This is a genomic window from Pseudarthrobacter sp. MEB009 (genome assembly GCF_030208875.1).
GTDB lineage: Bacteria > Actinomycetota > Actinomycetes > Actinomycetales > Micrococcaceae > Arthrobacter.
Genome location: NZ_JARVTC010000014.1, coordinates 98015 through 123468, shown reverse-complemented (window position 1 = coordinate 123468; position 25454 = coordinate 98015). Strand labels below are relative to the sequence as shown.

Here is a 25454-nt window from a genome sequence, read left to right as displayed (position 1 = left end):
TTGGATGCACCAAAACTAGCCCACCACGGTGCCGAAGGCGAGCCCCAGGACGTAGGTGACGGCGGCGGCACCGAGCCCGATGCCCAGCTGGCGCAGCCCCCGGGTCAGCGGCGACGTCCCCGAAAGCAGTCCCACGATGCCACCGGTACCCAGCAGGGCAAGGCCCACCAGGGCGCCCGCCACAACCAGCGCAGCAACTCCGGTCAGGCCGAACAGGAACGGCAGGATGGGAATGATGGCCCCGGAGGCAAAGAAGCAGAAGCTGGAGAGGGCGGCGCCCCAAGCAGTGCCCACGGCCTCGTGTTGGTCCTCTTCCGCCGGCTCTTCCGGGTGCAGCGAAAGGCTCGGGTCGCAGTCGCAGGAGAGCTGTCCCATCCGCTCGGCCACCCGGTGTTGGGCTGCTTCCTGGGACATGCCGCGGGCCAGGTAGACCAGCAGGAGTTCGTTGTGTTCCAGGTCGAGCTTCGGTGCTGCAGCCAGGGTGACCTGGGTGGGCCGGGTGGCGTCAAGCAGTTCGCGCTGGGACCGGACGGAAATGAACTCGCCTGCACCCATGGACATGGCACCCGCAAGGAGCCCGGCGATGCCGCTGAGCAGCACCACGCTGCTGGCCACGCCGGATGCGGCCATGCCCATTACCAGCGAGAGGTTGCTGACCAGTCCGTCGTTGGCCCCGAAGACTGCAGCCCGGAAGGTGCCTGCCAGCCGGTTGCGGCCGCGGGTGGCCAGTCCGCGGACCACTTCCTCATGGATCTGTTCGTCAGCGGCCATGGCTTCGGTGGCGTTGGGGTCCTTGGCGTAGGGCGAGCGGCCCTCGGCCCGCTGGGCGAGTGCCAGGACAAAGACCGAACCGAAGTGGCGGGCCAGGAAGCCCAGCAGCTGGCTGCGGACCGATGCCGGCCGGGTGCGGCCCGCGTTGTCCCCGAGCAGGCCCAGCCAGTGCGCTTCGTGCCGGCCCTCCGCTTCGGCCAGGGCCAGCAGGATGGCCCGCTCCTCGCCCTGGCGGTTCTGGGCCAGGTCGCGGTAGACGGCGGCCTCGGCCCGTTCGTCGGCGAGGTACTGGCGCCAGCGCCTGATGTCGGCGGCCGACGGAACCGGGGTAACCGGGGTTTCCGGGGTGCCCGCGGGTCCGGCGGGGGCCGGTTGGTGATTGGGTGTGGCGTGCTGCGGCACGGAGGACTCCTGGGCTGGATGGGGCACGGTTTCGGCTCCATTGCCACGCCAGTTTACTGCGGATTTCCGCGGTTTTTCGGCTGGCAACCCTAGCTCCGGGGTTTCGGTCCGCCGTAACTTTTCCATCAGGTGGGGAAGCCGCCGGCACGCCAGCCGGGGACCCCTTGACCGCCCCCGGGCGTGGTGCTGAGATGAAATGGGCGGCGCGGCCGGCGCCCACCCGATGTGCCACACCGTCAATCAGTGGAGGTTCTGTGATGAGCACCAGCGGACAGCACCCGGACATGCCGCACCTCGACGCCGTGGAGGCGGACCCCGCTTACGACTATGCCGGGGAAACGCCCGCCGACGCCGCCCTGGACCCGGAAGATCCCTTCCCCGATGCGGAAGAGCCCGCGGTCCGGTCCCGGCCGGTCAACGACGCCGAAGACCGGGAGGTCCCGATGGACCCGGACGAAGTCCGCGGGGACGAGCAGGACTGACCCGGCAGGACTGCCACGTGCGGGACCAACCGGGCAGGACTGACGACGGCGGCACCTCCTTCCGCTGGGAAACAAAAGGAGGTGCCGCCGTCGTGCGACCCGGTATCAGGAGGTGGTGACCGCGTCTGCGGGCGCCGGCTCGCTGTCCTGGCCGGCGACGCGCCGCTGCCAGTTCCGCATAACGTGCGGGTCCGTGGGCCTCGTGGCCAGGGACACCACAACGTAGACGACTGCCGAGGCAACCAGCCCGTAGTAGATCGGCTCGTTGGCGTAGATGCCGTCCAGTGGAGCTTTGGCGTTGATTTCCAGGACGATCATGGTGCCGAGGGTGACCACCGAGCCGACGGCCATGGAGGCGGCGGCGGCGATCCCGGTGCCGCGCTTCCACACGAGGCCGCCGAGGATGGCCACCAGGAGCCCGCCCACCAGGATGTCGTACGCGATGGTGAGGGCCGCCACCACGTCCTTGGTGACGATGGCGATCACAATGGCGATGATGCCCAGGGTCAGGACCCAGATGCGGTTGGCCCGGACATCGTGCTCCGGGTTGTCGGTGTCGTCCGTGTTGATGTCCTTGCCGAACCAGCTGGCCACAAACGGCAGGACGTCGGCGCGGGCCACTGTCGCTGCGGCGATCAGGGCGCCGGAAGCGGTGGACATCATGGCTGCCACTGCGGCGGCCAGGACCAGTCCGCCGATGCCCACAGGGAGCAGGTTCTGGGCCACTTCCGCGTAGACGTCGTCCTTGGCGGCGATTTCGATGTTGGCGAGCGCCACGCTGGCGGCCATACCGATCAGGGCGCCGGCCACGCCGTAAAGGATGCAGTAGATGCCGGCGGTGGCACCGCCCCAGCGGGCAACGGTGGGGGTCTTGGCCGTGAAGACGCGCTGCCAGATGTCCTGGCCGATCAGCAGGCCCAGGGTGTACACCACGAAGTACGTGATGATGGTCTGGACACCGATGCCGTCGATCTGGAAGAAGCTCGCATCAACGCGGCTGCGGATGCCGTCCAGGCCGCCGGCGGCGTTCAGCGTGAAGGGCAGCATCAGGAAAAAAATGCCCACGGTCTTGATGACGAACTGGACCTGGTCCGCCAGGGTGATGGACCACATGCCGCCCACGGTGGAGTAGACCAGCACAATGGCGCCGCCGACGGCGATGGCCAAGGCCCGGTCCATGCCGAACAGCACCACAAAAATGGTGGCGTAGGCGCCGGTGGACGTGGCGCACAGCATCAGCGTGTACGCCAGCATCACGATGCCGGAGGCCTGGGTGGCCTTGCTGCCGTAGCGCAGGGTCAGCATCTGCGAGACCGTGTAGATCTTCAGCTTCTGGATGATGGGGGCAAAGAGCAGGCTCAGGAGCAGGACGCCCGCGCCGATGGCCACCACCAGCCACATGCCGGAGATGCCGAACTTGTAGCCCAGTCCCACGCCGCCCACGGTGGACGCACCGCCCAGGACCACCGCGGCCATGGTGCCGGTATAGAGGAATGGGCCGAGGCGGCGGCCGGCCACCAGGAAGTCGCTGTTGGACTTGGTGCGGGACTTGCCCCACCAGCCGAAGGCAAGCATGGCGAGTAGGTACACCACCACAATGGCGATGTTGATGACGTTTGCATCCATGTTGGCTCCTCGGAGCAGGTTGTTAAGCGGGCCGGGGCGGGGAAAGCCGGGGCGCCGCTGCTGGGGGTGCGGATGAGAGCGGAGTCGCAAATATTGCCTGATAGGCAACAAGTGTTTTCAAAAGCGTAGGCTGTGACGGCCGTAACAGTCAAGGGCGCCCTGAGGCGCCGTGGCGCGCCCGCCATGGAAGCGTCACAGTGGCAGCAGGCCATTAGTATTGCTCCAGAGTGGGGCCGGGTGGCCGGCCATGAAAGGTTCGTACATGAAGGCACTGCCAGTTGAACCGAGCAACGTTCCGGTGGCCATCGGCTCGAGGATCCGGGCGGCCCGGCAGTCCCAGCGGCTCACCATCGAACAGGTGGCCGATGCCACCGGCCTGACCAAGGGCTTCCTGAGCCGGGTTGAGCGCGACCTGACCTCCCCGTCGGTGGCCTCGCTGGTCACCCTGTGCCAGGTCCTGTCGATCTCCATCGGCGAGCTTTTTGCGGCCCCCGAGACGCACCTGACCAAGCGCAACGACGGGCCGCGGATTTCCTTGGGCGGCCAAGGCATCGTTGAGCGGCTCCTGACGGCCCGGTCCGAACGCCGCCTCCAGATCATCCAGGCCGTTATTGAGCCGCACGGCCGCGGCGAGTCCGAACTGTATGCCGTGGACTGCGACGTCGACGTGCTGCACGTGATCAGCGGCAGCATCCGGCTCATCCTGACCAATGAGGAATACGACCTCGATGCGGGGGACACCGTCACGTTCCCGGGCCGCGAGCCCCACACCTGGGTGAACCCCACCGACCAGCCGGTCGAGGTCCTCTGGGTGCTGGTCCCGGCGGCCAGCCGCTGAACAGGGACAACTCCGCGTAACGTGGTCGGGTGGACCCTAAGGATAGGCTAGCCTTAGTATGTGAACCCTAAGTCCAGCCCCGCGATCCCGCACGCCTTGAAGGGCGCCGGCATCACCGTTGCCTATGGCGGCACGGATGTTGTCCACGATGCGTCGCTGACCCTGGTGCCCGGCCAGGTCACCGCCCTGGTGGGCCCCAACGGCAGCGGCAAGTCAACCCTGCTGCGCACGCTGGCCCGCCTGCAGGACCCCAGGACCGGGACGCTGACCCTGGGCGGGAGCCCCGGTGACGAAGCCGCCGACGCACTCTCCCTCTCGGCGCGCGAGTTCGCCCGCCACGTGGCCCTCCTGACCCAAAGCCGGCCCACGCCCGCCGGCCTGAGCGTTCGCGACGTTGTCGAGTTCGGCCGCTACCCGCACCGCGGCCGCTGGGGCAAGGCCGATCCGGCCGGTGCCGCCGTCGTGAATAAGTGCCTGGCCCTGACCGGCACCGGCGGAGTGGCGGACCGCGGCGTTGACCAGCTCTCCGGCGGCCAGCTGCAGCGCGTCTGGCTGGCCAGCTGCCTGGCGCAGGAAACCGGCGTGCTGCTGCTGGACGAACCCACCACCTACCTGGACCTCCGCTACCAGGTGGAACTCCTGGACCTCATCCGGGACCTCGCCGACCAGCAGGACATCGCCGTGGGCGTGGTCCTGCACGATCTTGACCAGGCCGCGGCGCTCGCCGACCGGGTCGTATTACTGGGCCAGGGGCGTGTCATTGCGTCCGGCACACCAGCCTCCGTTCTCACCTCCGCGCTTCTGAGCGGGGTCTACGGAATCCGGATCGAGGTCGACACCGATCCAAGCACCGGCCGGTTGCGCACCCGCGCCATCGGCAAGCACCACACCCGTACCGAAAGACTGGTTACATCCCCATGAAGAAGCCAATCCTGGCCTCCGCCGCTGTTGCAGCGGCGCTGGCCCTCTCCGCCTGTGGAACCACGGAACCTGCCGACAACCCCTCGGCCTCCGGAGCCGGCATCGAGCTGACCGACGCCAGCGGCACCACCATCACCCTCGACGCCCCCGCCACCAAAGTGGTGGGCACCGAATGGAACGTCGTGGAAAACCTCGTCTCCCTCGGCGTTGACCCCGTAGGTGTTGCCGATGTCCCCGGCTACAGCGCCTGGGCCGCCGCCGTTCCCCTCGACAACGAGCCCAAGGACATCGGCACCCGCGGTGAGCCCAGCGTGGACACCGTCGCGTCCCTGGCGCCCGACCTGATCGTGGCCACCACCGACCTGCCTGCCGCCGCCGTCGAGCAGCTGCGCAAGATCGCCCCGGTCCTGCAGGTCCGCTCCGCCAACGGCGAAGGCCAGATCGCCCAGATGAACACCAACCTGGACCTGATCGCCAAGGCCACCGGCACGGAGGACAAAGCCACCGGGGTCAAGGCAGCATTCGACGACGCCGTGGCCAAGGGCCGCGAAACGCTCGCGGCCGCAGGGCTCGCCGGAGCCAAGGTCGCCTTCGCTGACGGCTACGCCCAGGGCAACCAGGTAGGCATCCGGCCCTACACCAAGGGCTCCCTGATCGGCGACGTCACCGCGGAACTGGGCCTCGACAATGCGTGGACCCTGGAAGGCGACAAGGACTATGGCCTGGCATCCACCGATGTCGAAGGCCTGACCAGCCTCAGCGACGTTGAATTCCTCTACATCACCAACAAGGTGGACGGCGACCCGTTCGCCGACGTCCTCGGCGCCAACCCGATCTGGCAGTCCCTGCCGTTCGTCACCGCCGGCAACGTCCACCGCCTGTCCGACGGCATCTGGATGTTCGGTGGCCCGGCGTCCATGACGGCCTACGTCGATGCTGCCATTACGGCCCTTACCAAGTGATCGCATGAGCGCCGCTGTTACCGCCGAGGCGCCCGTCCGGCTGCGCTCCGGCGGTAACGGGGCCGTGGCCGGGGTCCTGGCCGGCGCGCTGGCCCTGTGCGCAGCGCTCGCGTTGATCGACCTCACCCAGGGCACCGCGGCCGTTGGTCCGGTGGAACTCTGGAACGTGTTCCTGGGCTCGGCGGACCAGGATTCGGCCGCCGTGGTGATGGCCTCGCGGCTCCCGCGGATGCTGGCAGGCATCGTTGTGGGCCTGGCCCTGGGCGTGGCCGGCGCCGCCCTGCAGTCCATCAGCCGCAACGTCCTGGCCTCGCCGGACACGCTGGCGGTCAACGCCGGCGCCTACTTTGCCCTGGGCATCGCCTCCGTCACCGGCTTCAGCCTCCCGCTGCTGGCATCCTCTGCAGTGGCTTTTGTTGGCGGCCTGGCAGCCGCCGCAGTGGTCCTGGGCCTCTCGGGGCTGGGAACCGGTGCGCTGCGGCTGGTCCTGGCCGGCAGCGCCCTGGCCCTGGGCCTCGGCTCCATGACGTCCGCCCTGCTCCTGCTGTATCCGCAGGCCACCGAAGGCCTCTACCAGTGGGGCCAGGGCAGCATCAGCCAGGGCGGCACCTCCGGCGTGGTCCAGGTGGCGCCGCTGCTGGTGGTCGGCCTGGCCGGGCTGCTCCTGCTGGGCCGGCGCATGGACGCGCTGGGCCTGGGGGACGACGCCGCCCGGAGCCTGGGCGTCAACGTCCGGTCCACGCGGGTTGGCGCAGTCCTGCTCGCCGTCCTGTTGTCGGCCGCGGCCGTCACCCTGGCCGGGCCCATCGGTTTTGTGGGGCTGTGCGCGCCTGCCCTGGTCCGGCCCCTGGCCAACCGGGTCCAGCGGCTGGGCCGGGCTGTTTTTTTCCTGCCCCTTGCCGGCCTGATGGGCGCCAACCTGATCCTCGCCTCGGACGTTGCGCTCCGCGCGGTGGTGGGCGCCGACGCATCGGTGCGGGTGCCCACGGGCGTCATCACCTCGCTGGTGGGGGCCGTGTTCCTGATCGTCCTGGCTTTCCGGGCCAAGGACTCCGGGTCCGTGACCCCTACGGACCACCACCCCCTGCCGCCGCGCTGGCGGTACCTGCTGACGGTCGCCGTCCTGGCTGCTGTGGCCCTGGCTGTGCTGGCAGGCTCCCTGCTGCTGGGCGATGCCAAGCTGCTGCTCGGGGATGTCCTGAACTGGCTGGCGGGGGAGAGCGGCAAAATGGTGGGCTTTGTCCTGGATACCCGGGCGCCCCGCGTGGCCGCAGCCATGGCCGCGGGAGCGGCCCTGGCCCTGGCGGGAACGCTGATCCAGTCCATCACCCGCAACCCGCTGGCCGAACCGGGCCTGCTGGGAGTCTCCGGGGGCGCCGGACTGGCCGCAGTCCTGGTGGTCTCCACCGTCCCCCTGGTCAGCCCATGGGGAATTTCCCTGGCGGCGCTGGCCGGGGCGGCGCTCGCGGCGGCCCTGGTGTTCGGGCTGGCAGCCCGGGGCGGCTACCAGCAGAACCGGCTGGTGCTGATCGGGGTGGGCGTCTCCGCCGGCACCCTGGCCTTGGTCAGCCTGGTGATTGTGCTGACGGATCCGTTCAACGCCACCAAGGCCCTCACCTGGCTGGCCGGTTCCACCTACGGTCGCACCTTCCTGGACGTCCTTCCCCTGGCCGCCGGGCTGTTGGTCTTTGTGCCGATGGCGGCGTTCCGGCACCGTGAACTGGACATCCTGAGCCTGGACGAGGACACCCCGCGGCTGCTGGGCGTCCCGCTGGCACGCGCCCGGCTGCTGTTCCTGGTGGTCAGCGTGATCCTCACGGCGCTGTCCATTGCGGCGGTGGGGGCCGTGGGGTTTGTGGGGCTGATCGCGCCGCACGCCGCCCGGGCCCTGGTGGGCCGGCGCCACACGCGGGTCCTGTTCACGGCGATCCTGCTGGGCGCCATCCTGGTGGGAGCCGCGGACGTGCTGGGCCGGACCGTCATTGCCCCCGCCCAACTGGGCGCCGGGCTGCTCACTGCCGTACTGGGCACGCCGTACTTCATCTGGCTGCTGTGGCGCTCGCGGGCCCGGCAGGCCGGCTGACGACGCCGGAAAAATCCGGCCATGGCCGGGGTGGGTGCTGCGGCACCCGCCCCGGCCATTTCCGTTTCCGGGGCTGCCGTCGTCGGACGCTTAGCCAATTTTCTGTAAACACTTGATGCCCATTAGACAACTGTGGCGTATGATGGCAATCACATCAGTCCCCAACTCCGCGAAGGAGAGCCCCTCCCATGGAAGAGCTGCGCATCGAAGCCAACGGCAACCTTGGTCCCATCGATTCATCCCGAATTCCCCGCTACGCCGGCGCCGCGACCTATGCCCGGCTGCCACGGCTGGACCAAGTGGCCAAGGCTGATGTCACCGTTGTGGGTGTTCCCTTCGACTCCGGCGTCTCCTACCGCCCCGGTGCCCGGTTCGGCGCCAACCACGTCCGCGAGGCCAGCCGGCTGCTGCGCCCGTACAACCCGGCGTGGGACGTCAGCCCCTTCGAAAACATCCAGGTGGCGGACGCCGGCGACATGGCCGTCAACCCCTTCAACATCAACGAGGCCATCGAAACGGTCCAGCAGAACGCGCTCGACCTCACCGCCGGCGGCAGCAAGCTCGTCACCCTGGGCGGGGACCACACCATCGCCCTGCCCCTGCTGCGCGCGGCTGCCGAACGCGCCGGCGGGCCCATCGCCATGCTGCACTTCGATGCGCACCTGGACACCTGGGACACCTACTTCGGCGCCGAATACACCCACGGCACCCCGTTCCGCCGCGCCGTGGAGGAAGGCATCCTGGACACGGAAGCCATCAGCCACATCGGCACCCGCGGACCCCTCTACGGCAAAAAGGACCTCGACGACGACCACCGCTTCGGCTTCGGCATCGTTACCTCCGCAGACGTCTACTACCAGGGTGTCCTGGAAACGGTGGCCAAGGTCCGCGACCGGATCGGCAACCGCCCGCTCTACATCTCGGTGGACATCGACGTCCTGGATCCCGCGCACGCCCCCGGCACCGGCACGCCCGAGGCCGGCGGCATCACCAGCCGGGAGCTCCTGGAAATCATCCGCGGCTTCCGCGGCATGAACCTGGTGGGCGCGGACGTTGTCGAGGTCGCCCCGGCGTACGACCACGCCGAAATCACCGGCGTGGCCGCAAGCCACGTGGCTTTCGAGCTGGTGACCCTGATGGCGGACAACACCGTGGCCGGCAACCGGTTCGGCGCGGAATCCGGTTACGCGGCCCAGGCGCTTGGCCGCGAACCCCGCCAGCCTGCCGGCTTCGCTGCAGCCGGCAAGGAGTAAGGCAATGGCCGACGCCGGATCCACGCTTCCAGCCGCAGGTTCAACCCCCGCCGGGGTACCAGCCGCTGTGGCGGCTGACGCTGCCGGCGTGCCACCCGGTCCGGTGCGCAACGGCGGTGACCTGGTGGTGGAAACCCTCGAAGCGTTGGGCGCCAAAACCGTCTTTGGCATCCCGGGCCAGCACGCGCTGGGCCTGTTTGATGCCATGGGCCGCGGCAACCTGCACTTCGTTTCGTCCCGAGTGGAGAACAACTCGGCGTTCGCCGCCGACGGCTACTCCCGCGCCACCGGCGAGGTGGGGGTCCTGTTCCTCTCCACCGGGCCCGGCGCGCTGACGTCACTTGCCGGGCTCCAGGAGGCATACGCCACCGGAGTGCCCATGGTGGTTGTCGCCAGCCAGATTCCGTTGGAAGGGCTCGGCGCCCGCCGCAAGGGCATGCTGCACCAGCTCGATGACCAGAAGGCCTCAGCAGCCAACGTCACCAAAAGCCAGCGGCTGATCCAGCACGCGTCAGGCATCCCGTCCGCCATCCAGGATGCCTGGACCGAGGCGATCTCCTCCCCCCAGGGTCCGGTGTGGTTGGAAATCCCGCAGAACGTGCTGCTGGACCCCATCATGGTGCCGCCTGTGGAGGACGCATTGGCACTGGCAGCCGACAACCCGCCCCGCGTGGAGCTGGTCCGGGAAGCCGTTAAATGGCTGGAAGCTGCGGAACGGCCGGCCATCATCGCCGGCGGCGGGACGCGCCGCGGCCGGGCCGAGGCCACGCTGCTGTCCCTCGCCGAAAAACTGCAGGCTCCGGTGATCTGCACGCCGGGCGGCAACGGCGCCTTCCCCTGGAACCATGACTTGTCGCTGCAGTCCTGGATCGAGGACCGGCACATGACCGACGTGCTGGAGGATGCCGATGTCCTGGTGGTCATCGGCTCATCGCTGGGCGAGGTCACCTCCAACTACTTCACGTTCGCGCCGCGGGGCCGGATCATCCAGATCGACGCGGAACCCCGGGTCCTGGAGTCCAACCGGCCCGGCCTGGGCATCCGGGCGGACGCCGGCCAGGCGCTGTCCGCCCTGGACGCCGCCTTCGACGCCGGCCGGTCCGTACCGGCAAACTGGCACGGCGCAACTCCGGCGTCGGTGGTGAAGGACGCGCTGGCCAAGGTGCGGGCCCGGCTCGAATCCCAGGACCTGGCCAAGGAACTGGGGTTTATGGCCGGTATCCGGGAGGCTGTCCCCGCGGACATGCAAACGTTCTGGGACATGACCATCTCCGCCTACTGGGGCTGGAGCTGCTGGGATGCGCGCGAGGGCCAGTTCCACTCCGCGCAGGGCGCGGGCGGACTGGGCTATGGCTTCCCGGCGGCAATCGGCGGCGCCGTGGGCCTGCAGACGCTGGGCCGGCCCGCACGGGTCCTGGCGGTATCCGGCGACGGCTCCTCGATGTACTCCATTTCCGAGCTGGCCACCGCCAAGCAGCACAACGTGCCGGTCACCTGGCTGATTGTCGACGACGGCGGCTACGGCATCCTGCGCGAGTACATGGTGGGTGCATTCGGCCAGGCCACGGCCACCGAGCTGGCCCGGCCGGACTTCGTCAAACTCGCCGAAGCGTTCGGCGTCCCGGCCCGGCGGGTTGCCCCCGGGGATGTGGGGGATGCGCTGAAGGCATCCTTCGCCGGGGACGGGCCCAACGTCGTTGTGGTTGAAACCCTGCTGAAGATGTTCGCCCCGACGCACCTGGGCGACTGACGCTCCCCACCACCCCCGCAGGACCCTTGCCGATGGCAGGGGTCCTGCGGCATTTCCGGGGCAGCCCACAATGATAGTTTCCCAAAGCAACCAAATTAAGATATGGTTGCTTGAGGCAAGCAACTAGGGAGTAATCGAGTCATGGCTGTAGCTCCGGACACGGCAGCGGATCTGGTGTACCAGATCTTCGACCTCCAGCGGGCCGTGCGCTGCATCGCCACCGCCAACGTGCGGGGGCAGGAAACAGGCGTCGCGCTCCAGGGCGTCCTGCGTTTTGTGGGGGAGGGGGAATCCCGGGCCACGCGGCTTGCCGAGCGGCTGGGCGTCAGCGCCCCGGTCCTTAGCCGGCATATCGCCGACCTCGAGGACCACGGCTTTGTGGTGCGCAGGCCGGATCCCGACGATGGGCGGGCCCAGCTTGTGGCGCTCACCCCGCAGGGGGCGGACAAGCTCCGGCGCATCGAGGAGCAACGGGCAGCAGCGCTGCAGGACCTCCTGCGTGACTGGAGCGAGGAAGACGCCGGCACCACGGCCACCACCTTGCACAAACTCACACAATCACTGAAGAACTCAGCCCGGGCAACGGCGGCCGGCACCACCATCAACACCCTTTAGGAGCAGATCCATGGCAAGCCAAACTGCCACCCAGACCAAACCGGCGGGCCAGCCGCCGTCGCCTGCCGGAGCAACCGAAGCCGCGCCGGAAATGACGCACCGGCAGATCATGGAGGCCCTCACCGGCCTCCTCGCCGCGTTCTTCACCGCGATCCTCAGCAGCACCATCGTGGCCAACGCGCTGCCCACCATCATGTCCGACCTGCACGGCACCCAGACGGACTTCGCCTGGGTCATCACCGCAGCACTGCTGGCCAACGCCGCCACCACCCCCATCTGGGGCAAGCTTGCAGACCTTTTCAACAAGAAGGTCCTGGTCCAGCTCAGCATCATCATCTTCGTTGCCGGTTCCGTGATGGCCGGTCTCTCGCAGACCATTCCGCTGCTGCTCGGCGCCCGCGTCATCCAGGGTGTGGCGATGGGTGGCCTGACCGCCCTGGCGCAGGCCATCATCGGCACCATGATCCCGCCGCGCAACCGCGGCAAATACTCCGGCTACATGGGCGCAGTGATGGCCGTTGGCACCGCCGGTGGCCCGCTGCTGGGCGGATTCATCGTGGACAGCCCGCTGGGCTGGCGCTGGACCTTCTTCGTCTGCGTGCCGCTCGCCGTCGTCGCCCTGATCCTGCTGCAGGTCACCCTCAAGATCAACCACGTCCGCCGGCACGCCAGGATCGACTGGCTCGGCTCCATCCTGCTGACCTCGGGCGTCAGCCTGCTCCTGATCTGGGTTTCCTTCGCCGGCAAGGCGGACTACTACGACTGGTTCTCCTGGCAGTCGGCCCTGATGGTGGGCGGCGGCGTGCTCCTGCTGGCCCTGCTGGTCCTGGTTGAATCCAAGGTGGAACAGCCCATCATCCCGCTCAAGATCATCTCTGAGCGGACCACCGCGCTGGCCATCATCGCCTCCGTGGCTGTTGGTGTGGCAATGTTCGGCTCCTCCACCTTCCTGGGCCAGTACTTCCAGGTGGCCCGCGGTGCCACCCCCACCGAAGCCGGCCTCCTGACCCTGCCCATGATCGCGGGCAACCTGATCGGTTCCGTGGCTTCGGGCCTGCTCATCAGCCGCACCGGCAAATGGAAGGGCTTCCTGGTAGCCGGATCCATCCTCCTGATCGGCGGCCTGGGCCTGGCCGGGACCATGGACCACACCACCGAACTCTGGCACGCAGGCGTCTTCACCGCCGTCCTGGGCCTGGGCCTCGGCATGCTGATGCAGAACCTGGTCCTGGCCGTGCAGAACACCGTCCGCGCCTCGGACATCGGAACGGCAAGCGCCTCTGTGGCCTTCTTCCGCTCCGTCGGCGGCGCCATCGGCGTCTCGGTGCTGGGCGCGGTCCTGGCCAACCGGGTCAGCGAACTCGCCTCCCAGGGACTGGCCGCGGCCGGCATCCCGGTGGCCGGCGGCGGCGCCGGCAGCAGCCTGGACCTGGCCCACATGCCCGAACCGGTCCGCGAGATCATGCGGGCGGCCTACGGCGACGCCACGGCCGAGGTCTTCCTGATCTCCGCCGGCGTCACGGTGCTGGCGCTGCTCTCCGTGCTGTTCATCAAGGAGAAGCCGCTCCGCCGCACCGTGGACATCCAGCCGGATGCCACAGCCAAGGATTCGGGCACAACGCCGGAACCCGCCGCAGCAAAGCACTGACCGCACGCGGGGGTACTCCCGTCGGATGATCTTTCCCGGGGCGGTTCCGCCCCGGGAAAGAGTTTCGTAGAGTGGGAAGGCTAAGGATGTCAGCCCCGGCTGCTACTACTTAAGCCTCCTGCTTTTCACATTCTTCCTAAGGACCCGTGGGCATGCTCCTCACCCTCATACGGCGGTTTTCCAAGCCATACACGCCGTATCTTGTGGCCGTCATTGTATTCCAGCTGGCGTCCACCATGGCTGCCCTGTACCTTCCCAGCCTGAACGCCCAGATCATCGATGAGGGCGTCACCCGCGGGGACACCGACTTCATCTGGCGGACCGGCGCCGTGATGCTCGCCGTAGCCTTTGTGCAGGTTGGCACCGCCATCGCCGGCGTGTACTTCGGGTCCAAAACGGCCATGGCAATCGGCCGCGACCTGCGCCGGGCCGTGTTCCGCAAGGTCACCAGCTTCTCCGCCAAGGACGTCAGCACCTTCGGCGCGCCCACGCTGATCACCCGCGGCACCAATGACGTCCAGCAGGTCCAGATGCTGGTGCTGATGGGCCTGAACTTCATGGTGGCCACCCCCATCATGTGCATCGGCGGCATCATCATGGCATTGCGTGAGGACCTCAACCTGTCCTGGCTGGTGTGGGTCGCAGTACCGCTCCTCACAGTGGTGGTGGGCTACCTGGTGGTCCGGCTGATGCCGCTGTTCCGCTCCATGCAGAAGAAGATCGACCGGATCAACGCTGTGCTGCGCGAACAGATCATCGGTATCCGCGTGGTCCGCGCCTTCGTCCGCGAACCCTACGAGACGGAGCGCTTCGGGGCAGCCAACAAGGAGCTCACCGACGTTTCCCTGAAAATCGGCGCCTTGTTTGTGCTGATGTTCCCCGCCATCGGCATGATCCTGCACCTGTCCACCGCCGCTGTCCTGTGGTTCGGTGGCCAGCGGGTGGACTCCGGCGATATGCAGGTGGGCGCCTTGACCGCGTTCCTGCAGTATCTGCTCCAGATCCTCGTCGCGGTGATGATGGGCACGTTTATGGCCATGATGATCCCGCGCGCCTCCGTGTGCGCGGACCGCATCGGCGAGGTGCTCGATGTCGAACCCTCCATCCACGATCCCGAACGTCCGGAAGCCCCGGCAGCGCTGGAAGGTGTGGTGGAGTACCGCAACGTCACCTTCGCCTACCCCGGTGCCGAGTCGCCGGTGTTGAGCAACGTCAGCTTCACCGCCCGGCCCGGCCAGACCATCGCCATCATCGGCTCCACCGGCTCCGGCAAGAGCTCCCTGCTGTCCCTCCTGCCGCGACTCTACGACGCCGGCGAGGGCGAGGTGCTCCTGGACGGGGTGCCCGTCAGTGCCCTGGACCGGGAGGAAATCACCAAGCGGGTGGCCCTCGTTCCGCAGCGGCCCTACCTCTTCTCCGGAACCATCGAGCACAACCTGCGCTTCGGCAAGACCGAGGCCACGGACCAGGAGCTGTGGGACGCGCTGCGCGTGGCCCAGGGCGAATTGTTTGTGCGGGAGAAAAAGAACGGGCTGGACGCCAGGATCTCCCAGGGCGGAACCAACGTTTCCGGCGGCCAGCGCCAACGGCTGTGCATCGCCCGGGCCCTGGTCACCAAACCCAGGGTCTACCTCTTCGACGATTCCTTCTCCGCACTGGACGTGGCAACGGATGCGCGGCTCCGCGCAGCCTTGAAACAGACCACCGCGGACGCCACGGTCATCATCGTCGCCCAGCGGATCTCCACCATCACCGAAGCGGACCAGATCCTGGTCCTGGACAACGGCCGGATTGTGGACCGCGGCACGCACGAGGAACTCCTGGAAACCTCACCCACCTACCAGGAAATTGTTGAATCCCAGCTGAGCGTGGAGGAAATGGCATGAGCCCCCGGAAAAAGGACTCCACCGCCGCAGACCAGGCTGCGCCGGAATCGGCCGTGACGGCCCCGGACCTGGATGACGACGATTTTGTTGAAGAGGAATTCACCCCGTCAGAGGCCGACGGGGACATGTTCGGCGGCATACCCGCCAAAAAGGCCCAGCATTTCTGGCCTTCCGCCAAGAGGCTGATGGGGCTGCTGCGCCCGGAGGCCCTTGGCATCTACCTCGTGGTGGCCCTGGTGGTGGTCGCCGTTGTCCTGAATGTCATCGCCCCCAAGATCCTGGGCCAGGCCATGGACGTGATCTTTGCCGGTGTGGTGGGCAAGCAACTGCCTGCCGGCGCCAGTAAGGACGAGTTCGTCGCGGGCCTCCGCCAGGCGGGGGACGCCAATTTCGCGGACATGGTTTCGCGGATGGAGCTGGTACCCGGGACGGGCATCAATTTCGACAAACTGACCATGCTGATCGCCATGGTCCTGCTGATGTACTTCGTGGCCAACATCTTCCTGTGGCTGCAGGGTTACGTGCTCAACGTGATCGTGATGAAGGTGATCCGCCGGCTCCGTGACGACACGGAAAAGAAGCTCAACCGGCTGCCGCTGAACTACTTCGACACCCGCCAGCGCGGCGACGTCCTCTCCCGGGTAACCAACGACGTCGACAACGTCCAGCAGGCACTCCAGCAGGCATTCGCGCAGCTGATCAACTCGCTGCTCACGGTCATCGGCATCGTCATCATGATGTTCATCGTGTCCTGGCAGCTGGCCCTGATCGCCTTGGTGGCCCTGCCCCTGTCCGGTGTGGCCGCAGGCATCATCGGCGTCCGCAGCCAGAAGCTCTTTGCCGCGCAGTGGAAAAACACCGGTGCCCTGAACGGCCAGATCGAGGAGTCCTTCTCCGGCCACGACCTGGTCCGCGTCTTCGGCCGCGACGCCGATATGCTGGCCCGCTTCGAGGAACGCAACGAAGCCCTGTACAAGGCCAGCTTCGGCGCCCAGTTCGTCTCCGGCATCATCTTCCCGGTCATGCAGTTTGTTTCCTACCTCAGCTACGTGGGCATCGCCGTGGTGGGCGGCCTCAGGGTGGCCTCCGGCTCCATGTCCCTGGGTGATGCCACCGCCTTCATCCAGTACTCCCGCGAATTCACCCAGCCGCTGGGCCAGATGGCAGGCATGGCCAACATGCTGCAGTCCGGCGTGGCCTCGGCGGAACGGGTGTTCGAGTTCCTGGACGCTGACGAGCAGGACAGCGAGACCGCCACCGAGCACCTGCCGCCAAAGACTGACGGACACGTGGACTTCAAGGACGTGACCTTCAGCTACACGGAAGACAAAAAACTCATCGAGAACCTGTCCTTCACCGCGGAGCCCGGCCATACCGTGGCCATCGTAGGTCCCACGGGTGCAGGCAAGACCACCCTGGTGAACCTGGTGATGCGCTTCTACGAGCTCAACTCCGGCGCCATCACCCTCGATGGCGTGGACATCACGCACCTCAGCCGGGCCGAGCTCCGGTCCAAGGTGGGCATGGTGCTCCAGGACGCGTGGCTGTTCGGCGGCTCCATCTACGACAACATCCGCTACGGAAACCTGGACGCCACGGAGGAAGAAGTCATCGCCGCGGCCAAAGCCACGTTTGTTGACCGGTTCGTGCGGGCGCTCCCGGACGGTTACCAAACGGTCATCGACGAGGAAGGCAACAACGTCAGTGCCGGCGAGAAGCAGCTGATCACCATTGCCCGCGCTTTTGTGGCCAACCCATCGCTGCTCATCCTCGACGAAGCCACCAGCTCCGTGGACACCCGTACCGAACTGCTGGTGCAGAAGGCCATGGCTGCGCTGCGGACGGACCGGACCAGCTTCGTTATTGCCCACCGGCTCTCCACCATCCGCGACGCCGACACCATCCTGGTGATGGAAAACGGCCGGATCGTGGAGCAGGGCAACCACAAGGTGCTGCTGGCAGCCCAGGGCGCCTACTACCGGCTGTACCAGTCGCAATTCGCAGGCTCGGACGCCGGGGAAATCCCGGTGGATGACTCGACGGCGGTGCACAGCTGAGCGCCGGCACCGCAGCCCCGGTCCGGATTGAAGTCCCGGTGCCCATGCGCTGGGGCGACATGGACGCTTACGGGCACATCAACAACGTCCAGATCGTGAGGATGCTGGAGGAGGCGCGGATCGCCGCCTTCGGCCCTCCCCGGGGAGCCGGCCAGCCAGGCGTTGACCCGCAGGTTTCCCTCTTCAACGACGTCCCGGACGGCACCATGGCGCTGGTGGTTGACCACAGGATCCGTTACGTCCGGACGCTGGAGTACCGCAACATCCCCGCCGTGGTCCAGGTATGGATCGGCGCCGTCAAGGGCGCCAGCTTTGATATCCACTACCTTGTCCTGGACCCGGTGACGGGCGAGGACTGCGTGAAGGCAAGCAGCCACCTGGCGTTTGTGGACGAGGCCACCGGCCGGGTCCAGCGACTCACTCCCGAGCAGCGGCAACGGCTGGCGCCCTACGTGCACTAGCAGCCGCACCCCCATCCCATCCACTGAAGGAGCACCATGGCAAAGAAAAAGACCTGGAAAGAAATGTCGCCGGCCAGCAAGGCCGGAACCATTGTGGTGGGTGTGGCGCAGGTGGCGCTGCTCCTGGCAGCCCAACGGGACATTTCCCGCCGCCCCGCGGAACTTATCAACGGACCCAAAGCGGCCTGGCGGCTGGCCGCGTTTGTGAACTTCATCGGGCCTACCGGCTACTTCATCTTCGGCCGGAAACGGGCTGCGGGCCTCTAAGCCAGGCGGCCGCCCTTCCGGGCGCCGGGTTACACCGGTACCCGGAAGGTAAACACCGTTCCCTCACCCAGGGTGCTGTCCACGTCGATGGAACCGCCGTGGGCTTCCACGATTGCCTTGCTGATAGGCAGGCCCAGCCCGACGCCCGGAATGGCGGTGCGGCGGACGTTGCTGGTGCGGAAGAACTTCGCAAACACCTCGGATGCGTCCTCAGGGGTCATCCCCATGCCAGTGTCCGTGACCCTGCAGGCCACGTTTCCGTCCTCCTCCACGAGGCTGACCCGGACGCTGCCGCCGTCGGGCGAGTATTTGATGGCGTTCGACACCAGGTTGTCCAGGACCTGTGAGATCCTGGCGCCATCCACGTGGGCTTCCAGGGTGTCCGGGACGTCCGCCGTCAGGACAATACCCGAGGCGGCGGCTTTGGGCAGGGCCGATGAGACGCTGCTTCGCACCAGCTCGGCCACGTTCACCGCATGGGGTGTGACAATCAGCTGCCCGTTGCGGCTGGCCAGCAGATCCGAGACCAGGGTGAGGAGCCGCTCCGAGTTCCGGCGGATGATATCGAGCATTTCGCGCTGTGACTCGTCCGGCTCGTCGAAGAGCAGCAGTTCAACGTAGCCGAGGATGGATGTCAGCGGGGTACGGAATTCATGGGAGACGCTGGAGACGAAGTCATCCTTTGCGGTGAGCGCATTGACGAGGTCTGTGACGTCACCGAACGCAATGACGGAACCGGCAAATTTGCCGTCTTCGTCCTTCATCGCGCGGGCAGTGGTCACAAAGGCCCGCTGCGCTGCTCCCTCGCCCAGCCACACGAGGTAGTCAGTGAAGGTCTCGCCGAGGACAGCGCGGCGCACCGGCCGGTCTTCCACAGGAATCAGGGTGGTCCTGTCCGCTGCGTAGACCAGGAGCTGGGACTCGTTGGGGTCTTCGATGGTGCTGGGCCGGGCCAGTTCATGGTTGGCGCGCTGCTTGCGGTTCATCAGGATGTCGTGCCCGTCTGCGTCCACGGCGAGTACGCCCAGGTGGACGGTGTCCAGGACCGTGTTGAGCAGGGCTTCCTGGCGCTGGCTGGTCCGCAGGTTGGCCTGCAAAAGCGCGTCCTTGTCCTGCAGCTCCTTTTGTTGGCGCATCATGCTGCGCGTCAGGACGCTCACGGACACACCGATACCCAGCATCATGACCGGAAGCAGCAGGGCGCGGGTCAGGCCTTGGGGCGTCACATCGCCCTTAAGGAACAGCGGCACCCAGATGATGGCAAGGGGCGCCAGGAAGGAGAGCCAGACCGACGTCTTCGGGTAGTAGCTGGAGGCGCACAGCCAGATCACCGGGAAGACCGCCAGCAGGCTGATGCCGGTCAGGCTGTCCTGGCCGCCTTCGCGGCCCACCGCGATGGAAATGAAGTCAAGCAGCGGTACGACCAGGAAGCTGGTGTACGGCAGCCGGTCCCACGGCACCAGGTAGCAGAGGGCCATGATGAGGAGCTGGGAGATGACAAAGGAGCCGAACAGCAGGTTGTCCATGGTGCCCGGGAAGAAGGCCCACACCAGGAAGACCGTCAGCAGCGTGGTGATGAACAGCGGCATCTGGCTCATGGCCACGCGGTCCGTCAGGCGGAGTTCATGGAAGGGCCGCTTGAACCGCCAAAAGCGCCCGGCGGACCATAGCTCGCGGTCAGACATGGCGGTGGGGCTTCTGGGGCAGGAGTTGCAGGACCATACAAGCAGGATATATCCGCACCGGGCTATACTTCAGACGTTGGCTGCTGAGGGGACACTATGAGTGAAGCACGTGTGGGACTTGTCATTGAGGATGATCACGATATCCGGGAACTGGTCCGCACTGTGCTGACCCAGGCCGGCTTTGAGGTGACGGTAGCCAGCACGGGCGCAGAAGGCGTCCTGGTGGCTAAAACCCTGAACCCCGACGTGATTACACTCGACCTGGGCCTGCCCGACATCGACGGTTTCGAAGTGTCGAGGCAGATCCGTGAGTTCTCGGACGCCTACATCGTGATGCTGACGGCCCGCACCGAGGAACTCGATACTTTGATCGGCCTGGAATCCGGCGCCGATGACTATCTCACCAAGCCGTTCCGGCCCCGCGAGCTCCGGGCCCGTGTTGCTGCGATGATGCGCCGGCCCAGGTCCGCAGCGGAGGCAACGGACACGTCAGCGCCTGAGGTGTCCGCCAACAACCACGTGCGGCCCGAACGGGGCAATTTCAGCCACAACGGCCTTGACCTAAGCTACGCGTCCCGGACTGTGCTGGTGGATGGGACGGAAATGAACCTGACCCGGACGGAATTCGAACTCCTGCACGCGCTGCTTGAAGCCGGCCGGACTGTCCGGACCAAGGCGGATCTGGTGCGTCGGCTGCGGGACGAGGATTACGACGTCGGAAGTTACATCAGCGAATCCGACGAACGATCCGTGGAAGTCCACATGGGCAACCTGCGCAAAAAGCTGGGCGATTCGCCGCAAAGCCCGCGCTGGCTCCAGACTGTCCGCGGTGTGGGTTACCGCCTGGCTCCCGGCGAGCACTGAGACTGCAGCCTGTGGATGGTCTGCCGGCCGCAGTGGTCGATGGGCCGCAGGAACGTCGCTGCCAGGTTTGGCAGCACCACCGCGATGTCGCCGCTCCGGGCGCCCCGCCGGATTTCGCCTTCGAGGTCCAGCGCCAGTCCTGCCAGGCGTTCCGCGCCCACCATCTGGCTGGACGTTTTGAGGCTGAGGACCGCGTCCACTGAGCCCTCGAGGTCTCCCGTGGTGAGGGCGAGCCGCAGGCGGCTTATCCGCTGGGGAAGGTATTCGATGAAGTGGCCCACAAAGACCTTGCTGTAGCCGCCGTCGTCCTCCAGCTCTTCCCGCAGCCGGTCCAGTACGGACTGGTCCACCAGTGGCCGCGGGGTGTCATCTGAGGTGCTCAAAACGGTCCTTTCCGGTGGTGATCGGCGTCGGGGAAACCAGGGAATCAACGGGGTCATTTGCTCTTCTTCAGGTTAGGTGGATGGCCTTGGCGGGTCAGGTTTTCAGCGAATAATTGTGGGTTTCTTGATAAGACTGCGGCTTTTACCCCTAATATCGAATCCAGTGCTTTCCGCACCAAAAATGGCGGCTTTTTGCTGCCGGCTGACTGGGGACAACTGCCATGATCCGATCGCTGAAAACCGTTGTTGCTGGGTTGCTTGCCGGGACGGTCCTGGTGGTGTCCGGGGTGTCCGGCATCGCGCCGGCCGCTGCGGCACCGGCTGCCCAGGTCACGCTAAGTCCGGGGTCCGGTCCTGCCGGCTCCGCGGTTACGGCGACCGGGACGGGCTTCAAAGCCTCCACCAGTGGAACCGTCACAGCGGGCGCCAGCTCATTTTCCTTCAAGACATCCGGCACAGGCTCATTCAGCACGGGGATTGTGATCCCCGCTGGAGCCACCGGCAGCCTCACAGTCACCGCCAAGACGTCGGCCACTAAAGCGTCGGCGCTGTTTGTTGTGCAGCCCGCGGTGGTGACCGAGCCGCAACCTCCTGTGATCAGCTCGGCGAAACTCCGCTTTGGTGTGGCGACTCAGGGTGGGGCCTCCGCCGGGGCGGAACTCGATGCTGTGGGCGTGCTGGCGGGGGAGAGCCCCTCCATGGTCCTGATGTACAAAGACTTCCTGCAGGCACCGCCGCTGGCCGAGCTGGATGCGGTTTCGGCCCGCGGCGCCACGGCATTGCTCACCTGGGAACCGTGGGCCTGGGGCGGCGGCGTTGAGCAGCCCGCCTTTTCCCTCGACCGGATCACCGCGGGAGATTTTGACGCCCACATCCGTGCATGGGGACAGTCGCTGGCCTCGTGGGGCAAACCGGTGATGCTGCGGTTCGCCCACGAAATGAACGGAAATTGGTACCCATGGGCTGAAGGCGTCAACAGCAACCAGGCCGGCGACTACGTGTCCGCGTGGCGGCACGTCCATGACGTGGTGGCGGCACAGGGTGCGGCGAACGTGCAATGGGTCTGGTCGCCCAACGTTCCCTACTGGGGTTCCACGGACCTTACCGGGTTGTATCCGGGAGCCGGGTACGTCGACGTTGTGGCGCTGGACGGCTACAACTGGGGGACGTCCGCCGCCTGGAGCAGTTGGGTCTCGCCGCAGGACCTGTTCAGCCCGGGTATTGCCCAGCTCCGGACGTTGGCGCCGGGCAGTCAGATACTTGTAGCGGAGACTGCAGCCAGTGAGTTGGGTGGTTCCAAAGCGGCCTGGAACAGGGACCTGGTGGCGTACCTTGCCAGTCAGCCGGACGTTATGGGATTTGTGTGGTTCCATCTGCAGAAGGAAGCGGACTGGCGGATCAACAGCAGTGAATCGTCGGCGACTGCGCTGAAAGCCGCGCTCGTGGCTCGAAGGAGCTAGCCGGCACTCGGGGATTACTGGGATTACGGGGCTCCGGACTCTGGTTGGTGATCCCCACGCAGGACCACAAGCACCATTGTGTCCGGCACGCATCAAGAACCTGGGCGCCGGAGCCCAGGATTGGCTCAAGATTGCGGCGTCAGGTCCGGGAATCCAGGAAATTCTCCAGTGTTGACTCCAGCGCTGAGCTGTCCCTGAGCTCGCATTCCCACACTGTGAGGACATCCCAGCCCGCCTCCTGGAGTTGTTTCCGCTGCTCCGCGTCCCGCTCCCGTGTCCGGGACCGCTTGGCCGCCCAGAATTCGGCGTTGGCCTTCGGTGCGTGCTGGCCCACGCGGCAGTCGTGGAAGTGCCAGAAGCAGCCGTTGACGAAGATGACCTTGCGCCGGCCTGCGAATACAAGGTCAGGCCTGCCAGGGAGCCGGACCGACCCGGACCTCCCAGGGAGACGGAACCGGTAGCCTTTGGCGTGCACCAGCCGGCGAACCAGCAACTCCGGTTTGGTGTTTTTGCCGCGGATTCTGGACATGTTCCAGCTGCGCTGCTGGGGTGAGAGCTTGTCCGACATGGCCAGTCCGTTAGGTGGTCACGGGGCTTTAGATCTCTCGTTCCGGCTGCTGGCCGAGCTGGAAATGCCTGCCGCTCACGGACGCCGGTACGATCTCGACGTAGAAGTCCTTCAGTGTTGGCACCCAGGACTGGAGGCCAAGCTCTTCCACGGGAGCCAAGTCGGCGGAGGTGTTCAGCACCCTTGCCTTGCCCCGGACCACTACGGACCAGGCTTCGTCGGAGAGGACACCGTCGGCTTCAAAAAGTACGGCGTCGTTGATGGTGAGTTGGGCGAGCTTATTGCCCGGGGCGGTCCGCAGGTAGATCTTCCTCGCGGCGGTCACGTAATTCACGGGGAAGATATCTGGTTCGCCGGCAACGGAAACCACCAGCCGCCCGTGCCTGGTGTTGTCCACCAGATGCCAGGACTGGTCGTCGGTGAGGTCCAGGACCGGATTGCCATCCTTATGTTCAAACATCATGTCCCCATTCTTCTACGACTTGTAGAAATTGGCTAGGGTTTTGATGAAATTCGAATCCAGCGCCTGGGTTGTTTTGCGGGGCCCCGCAAAAGTGAGACTCCCGTCCCGGAAGTTCTTAACGCGGCCGAAACAGGCCTGTGACCAGCCCGTATCCCGCGCTGGATAACGTCGCAGCAGACCCAATCCGGCGACGAAAGCGACGCGCAATATGACCAGCGATAAACCCAATACGCAACTGCTGGAAGCGGTGATGCCTCCTGGACCTTCCGGCGTCGGGCCTTCACCCGCGACTGAAACCGTAACGAACGCGGCCGCGCTGAATGCCACGAAAGAGAGCCTCGAGGACTATACGCTTCGGTTCGCGCCGCGGTCCTACCGGAAGTGGAGCGCCGGCGTGGTTGCGACCAGTGCGCTGGGCGGCATCGCCTACCTCGCCGACTTTTCCATCGGCGCCAACATCGGCATCGCCTACGGCACTGTGAACGCCATTTTTGGCATCGCGGTAGCTGCAATCATCATCTTCGCGACGGGCTTTCCGCTGGCGTACTACGCAGCGCGCTACAACATTGACCTGGACCTGATTACCCGCGGTTCCGGCTTTGGCTACTACGGCTCAGTGGTCACCAACATCATTTTCGCCACCTTCACCTTCATCTTCTTTGCGTTGGAGGGCTCGATCATGGCCCAGGGCCTTGAGTTGGGACTCGGTATTCCGCAATGGCTGGGGTACGCGGCATCCACGGTGATCATCATCCCGTTGGTGATTTATGGCATGAACACCCTGGCCAAGCTCCAGGTGTGGACCACGCCCTTGTGGCTGCTGCTGATGGTGGTGCCGGTGGGGTACCTGCTGATGTCACACCCTGAGAGCATCGACGGGTTCTTCGCGTACACCGGGGCGTCGGGCGACGGCGGGCCCAACCTGGCGTCCGTGATGCTGGCTGCCGGCGTGTGCCTGTCGCTCATGGCCCAGATCGCCGAGCAGATCGACTACCTCCGCTTTATGCCACCCAAAACCGCCGCGAACAAGGGCGCCTGGTGGCGGGCAGTGATTCTGGCCGGACCGGGCTGGGTCATCTTTGGGGCCATCAAGCAGATTGTGGGGATGTTCATTGCCATCTACCTGATTGCGTCGCTGGACCCGGCCGCGTCCGCGACAGCCAACGAGCCCGTGCACCAGTTCCTTGGCGTGTACCAGGAGATGATGCCGGCTTGGCTCGCCATGACCTTGGCCGTGGTGCTGGTGGTCATCTCGCAGATCAAGATCAACGTCACCAACGCCTACTCAGGCTCCCTCGCGTGGACCAACAGCTTCACCCGCATCACCAAGACGTACCCGGGGCGGATGGTTTTTGTGGTGGTCAACCTGCTGATCGCCCTGGTGCTGATGGAAGCCAACATGTTCAGCTTCCTCAACACCATCCTCGGTTTCTACGCGAACTGCGCCATGGCTTGGGTGGTCACCGTGGCGTCCGACATTGCCATCAATAAGTACCTGCTCAAGATCTCCCCGAAGGTGCCGGAGTTCCGCCGGGGCATGCTCTACGCAGTGAACCCGGTGGGATTTGTGTCCATGCTGGTTTCCGCTGGGGTGTCCATTGCGGTCTTCTTCGGAGCCTTCGGTACTGCCATCCAGCCGTTCTCGCCCATCTTTGCGGTGGGTTTGGCGTTGGTCCTCCCGCCTGTGCTGGCACTGGCCACGAAAGGCCGCTACTATCTACGCCGCACGGATGACGGCATCGATCTGCCCATGTTCGACGCCGACGGGAATCCCAGTGACGCCAAGCTCCTCTGCCACGTAACGGGCATCGAATTCGAACGGCCCGACATGGTTCGTTCTGCCAAAAATGCGCCCGACGGCGGCCCCCAGTACGTGTCCTCGCTCGCCTTGTCCACCGACAAGACAGGGGAGCTGGTGCTACCGCCGCAGAAGTAGTGGCTTAGGCCTTACCCTCAGACGACGAAAGCCGGTGCCCGTTGGGTGCCGGCTTTCGCTGGCTTGTGGAGGA

The 25454-nt window shown here is 66.2% G+C and carries 22 protein-coding genes and 1 pseudogene; 16 read left to right on the top strand and 7 right to left on the bottom strand.

What is annotated here, in order from left to right; translation table 11 throughout:
* Positions 1 to 15 precede the first annotated feature (15 nt).
* On the bottom strand, positions 16 to 1200 hold the full coding sequence (locus QRN07_RS14890; protein ID WP_442853699.1) for a VIT1/CCC1 transporter family protein: 1185 nt from the start codon (positions 1198 to 1200) through the stop codon (positions 16 to 18).
* A 230-nt stretch (positions 1201 to 1430) separates the two neighbouring features.
* Here QRN07_RS14890 and QRN07_RS14885 point away from each other — a divergent pair, with 230 nt between their 5' ends.
* Entirely contained in the window at positions 1431 to 1655 is a 225-nt protein-coding gene (locus tag QRN07_RS14885; RefSeq protein ID WP_050683943.1) for a hypothetical protein, read from the top strand.
* Positions 1656 to 1760: 105 nt separating this feature from the next.
* Here the strand turns inward: QRN07_RS14885 and QRN07_RS14880 are convergent, their stop codons facing one another.
* A complete protein-coding gene (locus QRN07_RS14880; protein WP_285241436.1) occupies positions 1761 to 3281 on the bottom strand; it encodes a sodium:solute symporter family protein in 1521 nt (506 codons plus the stop codon).
* Between the two features lie 262 nt (positions 3282 to 3543).
* Here QRN07_RS14880 and QRN07_RS14875 point away from each other — a divergent pair, with 262 nt between their 5' ends.
* The 12 genes and pseudogenes from QRN07_RS14875 (at position 3544) to QRN07_RS14820 (ending at position 18022) form a co-directional block, all read left to right on the top strand.
* Entirely contained in the window at positions 3544 to 4119 is a 576-nt protein-coding gene (locus QRN07_RS14875) for a cupin domain-containing protein (RefSeq protein WP_050683941.1), read from the top strand.
* A gap of 60 nt (positions 4120 to 4179) precedes the next feature.
* The gene (locus QRN07_RS14870; RefSeq protein ID WP_197273499.1) at positions 4180 to 5040 is read left to right on the top strand and encodes an ABC transporter ATP-binding protein; all 861 of its coding nucleotides are present in this window, start codon (positions 4180 to 4182) and stop codon (positions 5038 to 5040) included.
* On the top strand, positions 5037 to 6002 hold the full coding sequence (locus QRN07_RS14865) for an iron-siderophore ABC transporter substrate-binding protein (RefSeq protein WP_285241435.1): 966 nt from the start codon (positions 5037 to 5039) through the stop codon (positions 6000 to 6002). Before QRN07_RS14870 ends, QRN07_RS14865 begins: the two co-directional genes overlap by 4 nt.
* 4 nt (positions 6003 to 6006) lie before the next feature.
* Positions 6007 to 8085 carry an iron ABC transporter permease gene (locus tag QRN07_RS14860; protein WP_285241434.1) on the top strand — a complete coding sequence of 693 codons (2079 nt, stop codon included), beginning with the start codon at positions 6007 to 6009 and terminating at the stop codon, positions 8083 to 8085.
* 188 nt (positions 8086 to 8273) lie between these two features.
* Positions 8274 to 9338, top strand: a complete 1065-nt coding sequence (gene speB / locus QRN07_RS14855) for an agmatinase (protein ID WP_285241433.1) — start codon at positions 8274 to 8276, stop codon at positions 9336 to 9338.
* A 4-nt stretch (positions 9339 to 9342) separates the two neighbouring features.
* The gene (locus tag QRN07_RS14850) at positions 9343 to 11088 is read left to right on the top strand and encodes a thiamine pyrophosphate-binding protein (protein ID WP_231685989.1); all 1746 of its coding nucleotides are present in this window, start codon (positions 9343 to 9345) and stop codon (positions 11086 to 11088) included.
* A 141-nt stretch (positions 11089 to 11229) separates the two neighbouring features.
* Positions 11230 to 11703: a MarR family winged helix-turn-helix transcriptional regulator gene (locus QRN07_RS14845; protein ID WP_285241432.1), complete on the top strand. Its 474-nt coding sequence runs from the start codon at positions 11230 to 11232 to the stop codon at positions 11701 to 11703.
* 10 nt (positions 11704 to 11713) lie between these two features.
* A pseudogene (locus tag QRN07_RS14840) lies at positions 11714 to 13339 on the top strand (MFS transporter); the annotation flags it as partial.
* A gap of 164 nt (positions 13340 to 13503) precedes the next feature.
* A complete protein-coding gene (locus QRN07_RS14835) occupies positions 13504 to 15237 on the top strand; it encodes an ABC transporter ATP-binding protein (protein WP_285241431.1) in 1734 nt (577 codons plus the stop codon).
* Complete coding sequence (locus QRN07_RS14830) at positions 15234 to 17294, top strand: ABC transporter ATP-binding protein (RefSeq protein WP_285241430.1); 2061 nt, start codon at positions 15234 to 15236, stop codon at positions 17292 to 17294. Before QRN07_RS14835 ends, QRN07_RS14830 begins: the two co-directional genes overlap by 4 nt.
* A gap of 44 nt (positions 17295 to 17338) precedes the next feature.
* The gene (locus tag QRN07_RS14825; RefSeq protein ID WP_050683935.1) at positions 17339 to 17755 is read left to right on the top strand and encodes an acyl-CoA thioesterase; all 417 of its coding nucleotides are present in this window, start codon (positions 17339 to 17341) and stop codon (positions 17753 to 17755) included.
* 36 nt (positions 17756 to 17791) lie between these two features.
* Positions 17792 to 18022: a PLDc N-terminal domain-containing protein gene (locus tag QRN07_RS14820; RefSeq protein ID WP_050683934.1), complete on the top strand. Its 231-nt coding sequence runs from the start codon at positions 17792 to 17794 to the stop codon at positions 18020 to 18022.
* Between the two features lie 29 nt (positions 18023 to 18051).
* Here QRN07_RS14820 and QRN07_RS14815 read toward each other — a convergent pair whose 3' ends face one another.
* Positions 18052 to 19707 carry a sensor histidine kinase gene (locus tag QRN07_RS14815; RefSeq protein WP_285241429.1) on the bottom strand — a complete coding sequence of 552 codons (1656 nt, stop codon included), beginning with the start codon at positions 19705 to 19707 and terminating at the stop codon, positions 18052 to 18054.
* A gap of 96 nt (positions 19708 to 19803) precedes the next feature.
* Here QRN07_RS14815 and QRN07_RS14810 point away from each other — a divergent pair, with 96 nt between their 5' ends.
* Positions 19804 to 20571: a response regulator transcription factor gene (locus tag QRN07_RS14810; protein WP_197273498.1), complete on the top strand. Its 768-nt coding sequence runs from the start codon at positions 19804 to 19806 to the stop codon at positions 20569 to 20571.
* On the opposite strand, the gene QRN07_RS14805 is transcribed toward QRN07_RS14810, so the two are convergent.
* Positions 20544 to 20954: an Hpt domain-containing protein gene (locus QRN07_RS14805; RefSeq protein WP_050683931.1), complete on the bottom strand. Its 411-nt coding sequence runs from the start codon at positions 20952 to 20954 to the stop codon at positions 20544 to 20546. The two genes, QRN07_RS14810 and QRN07_RS14805, sit on opposite strands and share 28 nt — an antisense overlap.
* 221 nt (positions 20955 to 21175) lie before the next feature.
* On the opposite strand from QRN07_RS14805, the gene QRN07_RS14800 reads away from it, so the two are divergent.
* Complete coding sequence (locus QRN07_RS14800) at positions 21176 to 22414, top strand: glycoside hydrolase family 26 protein (protein ID WP_285241428.1); 1239 nt, start codon at positions 21176 to 21178, stop codon at positions 22412 to 22414.
* A 139-nt stretch (positions 22415 to 22553) separates the two neighbouring features.
* Here the strand turns inward: QRN07_RS14800 and QRN07_RS14795 are convergent, their stop codons facing one another.
* The 3 genes from QRN07_RS14795 to QRN07_RS14785 are packed head-to-tail and all read right to left on the bottom strand — an operon-like array spanning position 22554 to position 23772.
* Positions 22554 to 22982, bottom strand: coding sequence for a very short patch repair endonuclease (locus QRN07_RS14795; RefSeq protein ID WP_285241427.1), 429 nt, complete (start codon positions 22980 to 22982; stop codon positions 22554 to 22556).
* Positions 22983 to 23010: 28 nt separating this feature from the next.
* Positions 23011 to 23445, bottom strand: a complete 435-nt coding sequence (locus QRN07_RS14790; protein ID WP_050683928.1) for a pyridoxamine 5'-phosphate oxidase family protein — start codon at positions 23443 to 23445, stop codon at positions 23011 to 23013.
* Between the two features lie 12 nt (positions 23446 to 23457).
* Positions 23458 to 23772, bottom strand: a complete 315-nt coding sequence (locus QRN07_RS14785; protein ID WP_285241468.1) for a hypothetical protein — start codon at positions 23770 to 23772, stop codon at positions 23458 to 23460.
* Here QRN07_RS14785 and QRN07_RS14780 point away from each other — a divergent pair.
* A complete protein-coding gene (locus QRN07_RS14780) occupies positions 23654 to 25381 on the top strand; it encodes a purine-cytosine permease family protein (protein WP_285241426.1) in 1728 nt (575 codons plus the stop codon). The two genes, QRN07_RS14785 and QRN07_RS14780, sit on opposite strands and share 119 nt — an antisense overlap.
* Positions 25382 to 25454 lie beyond the last annotated feature (73 nt).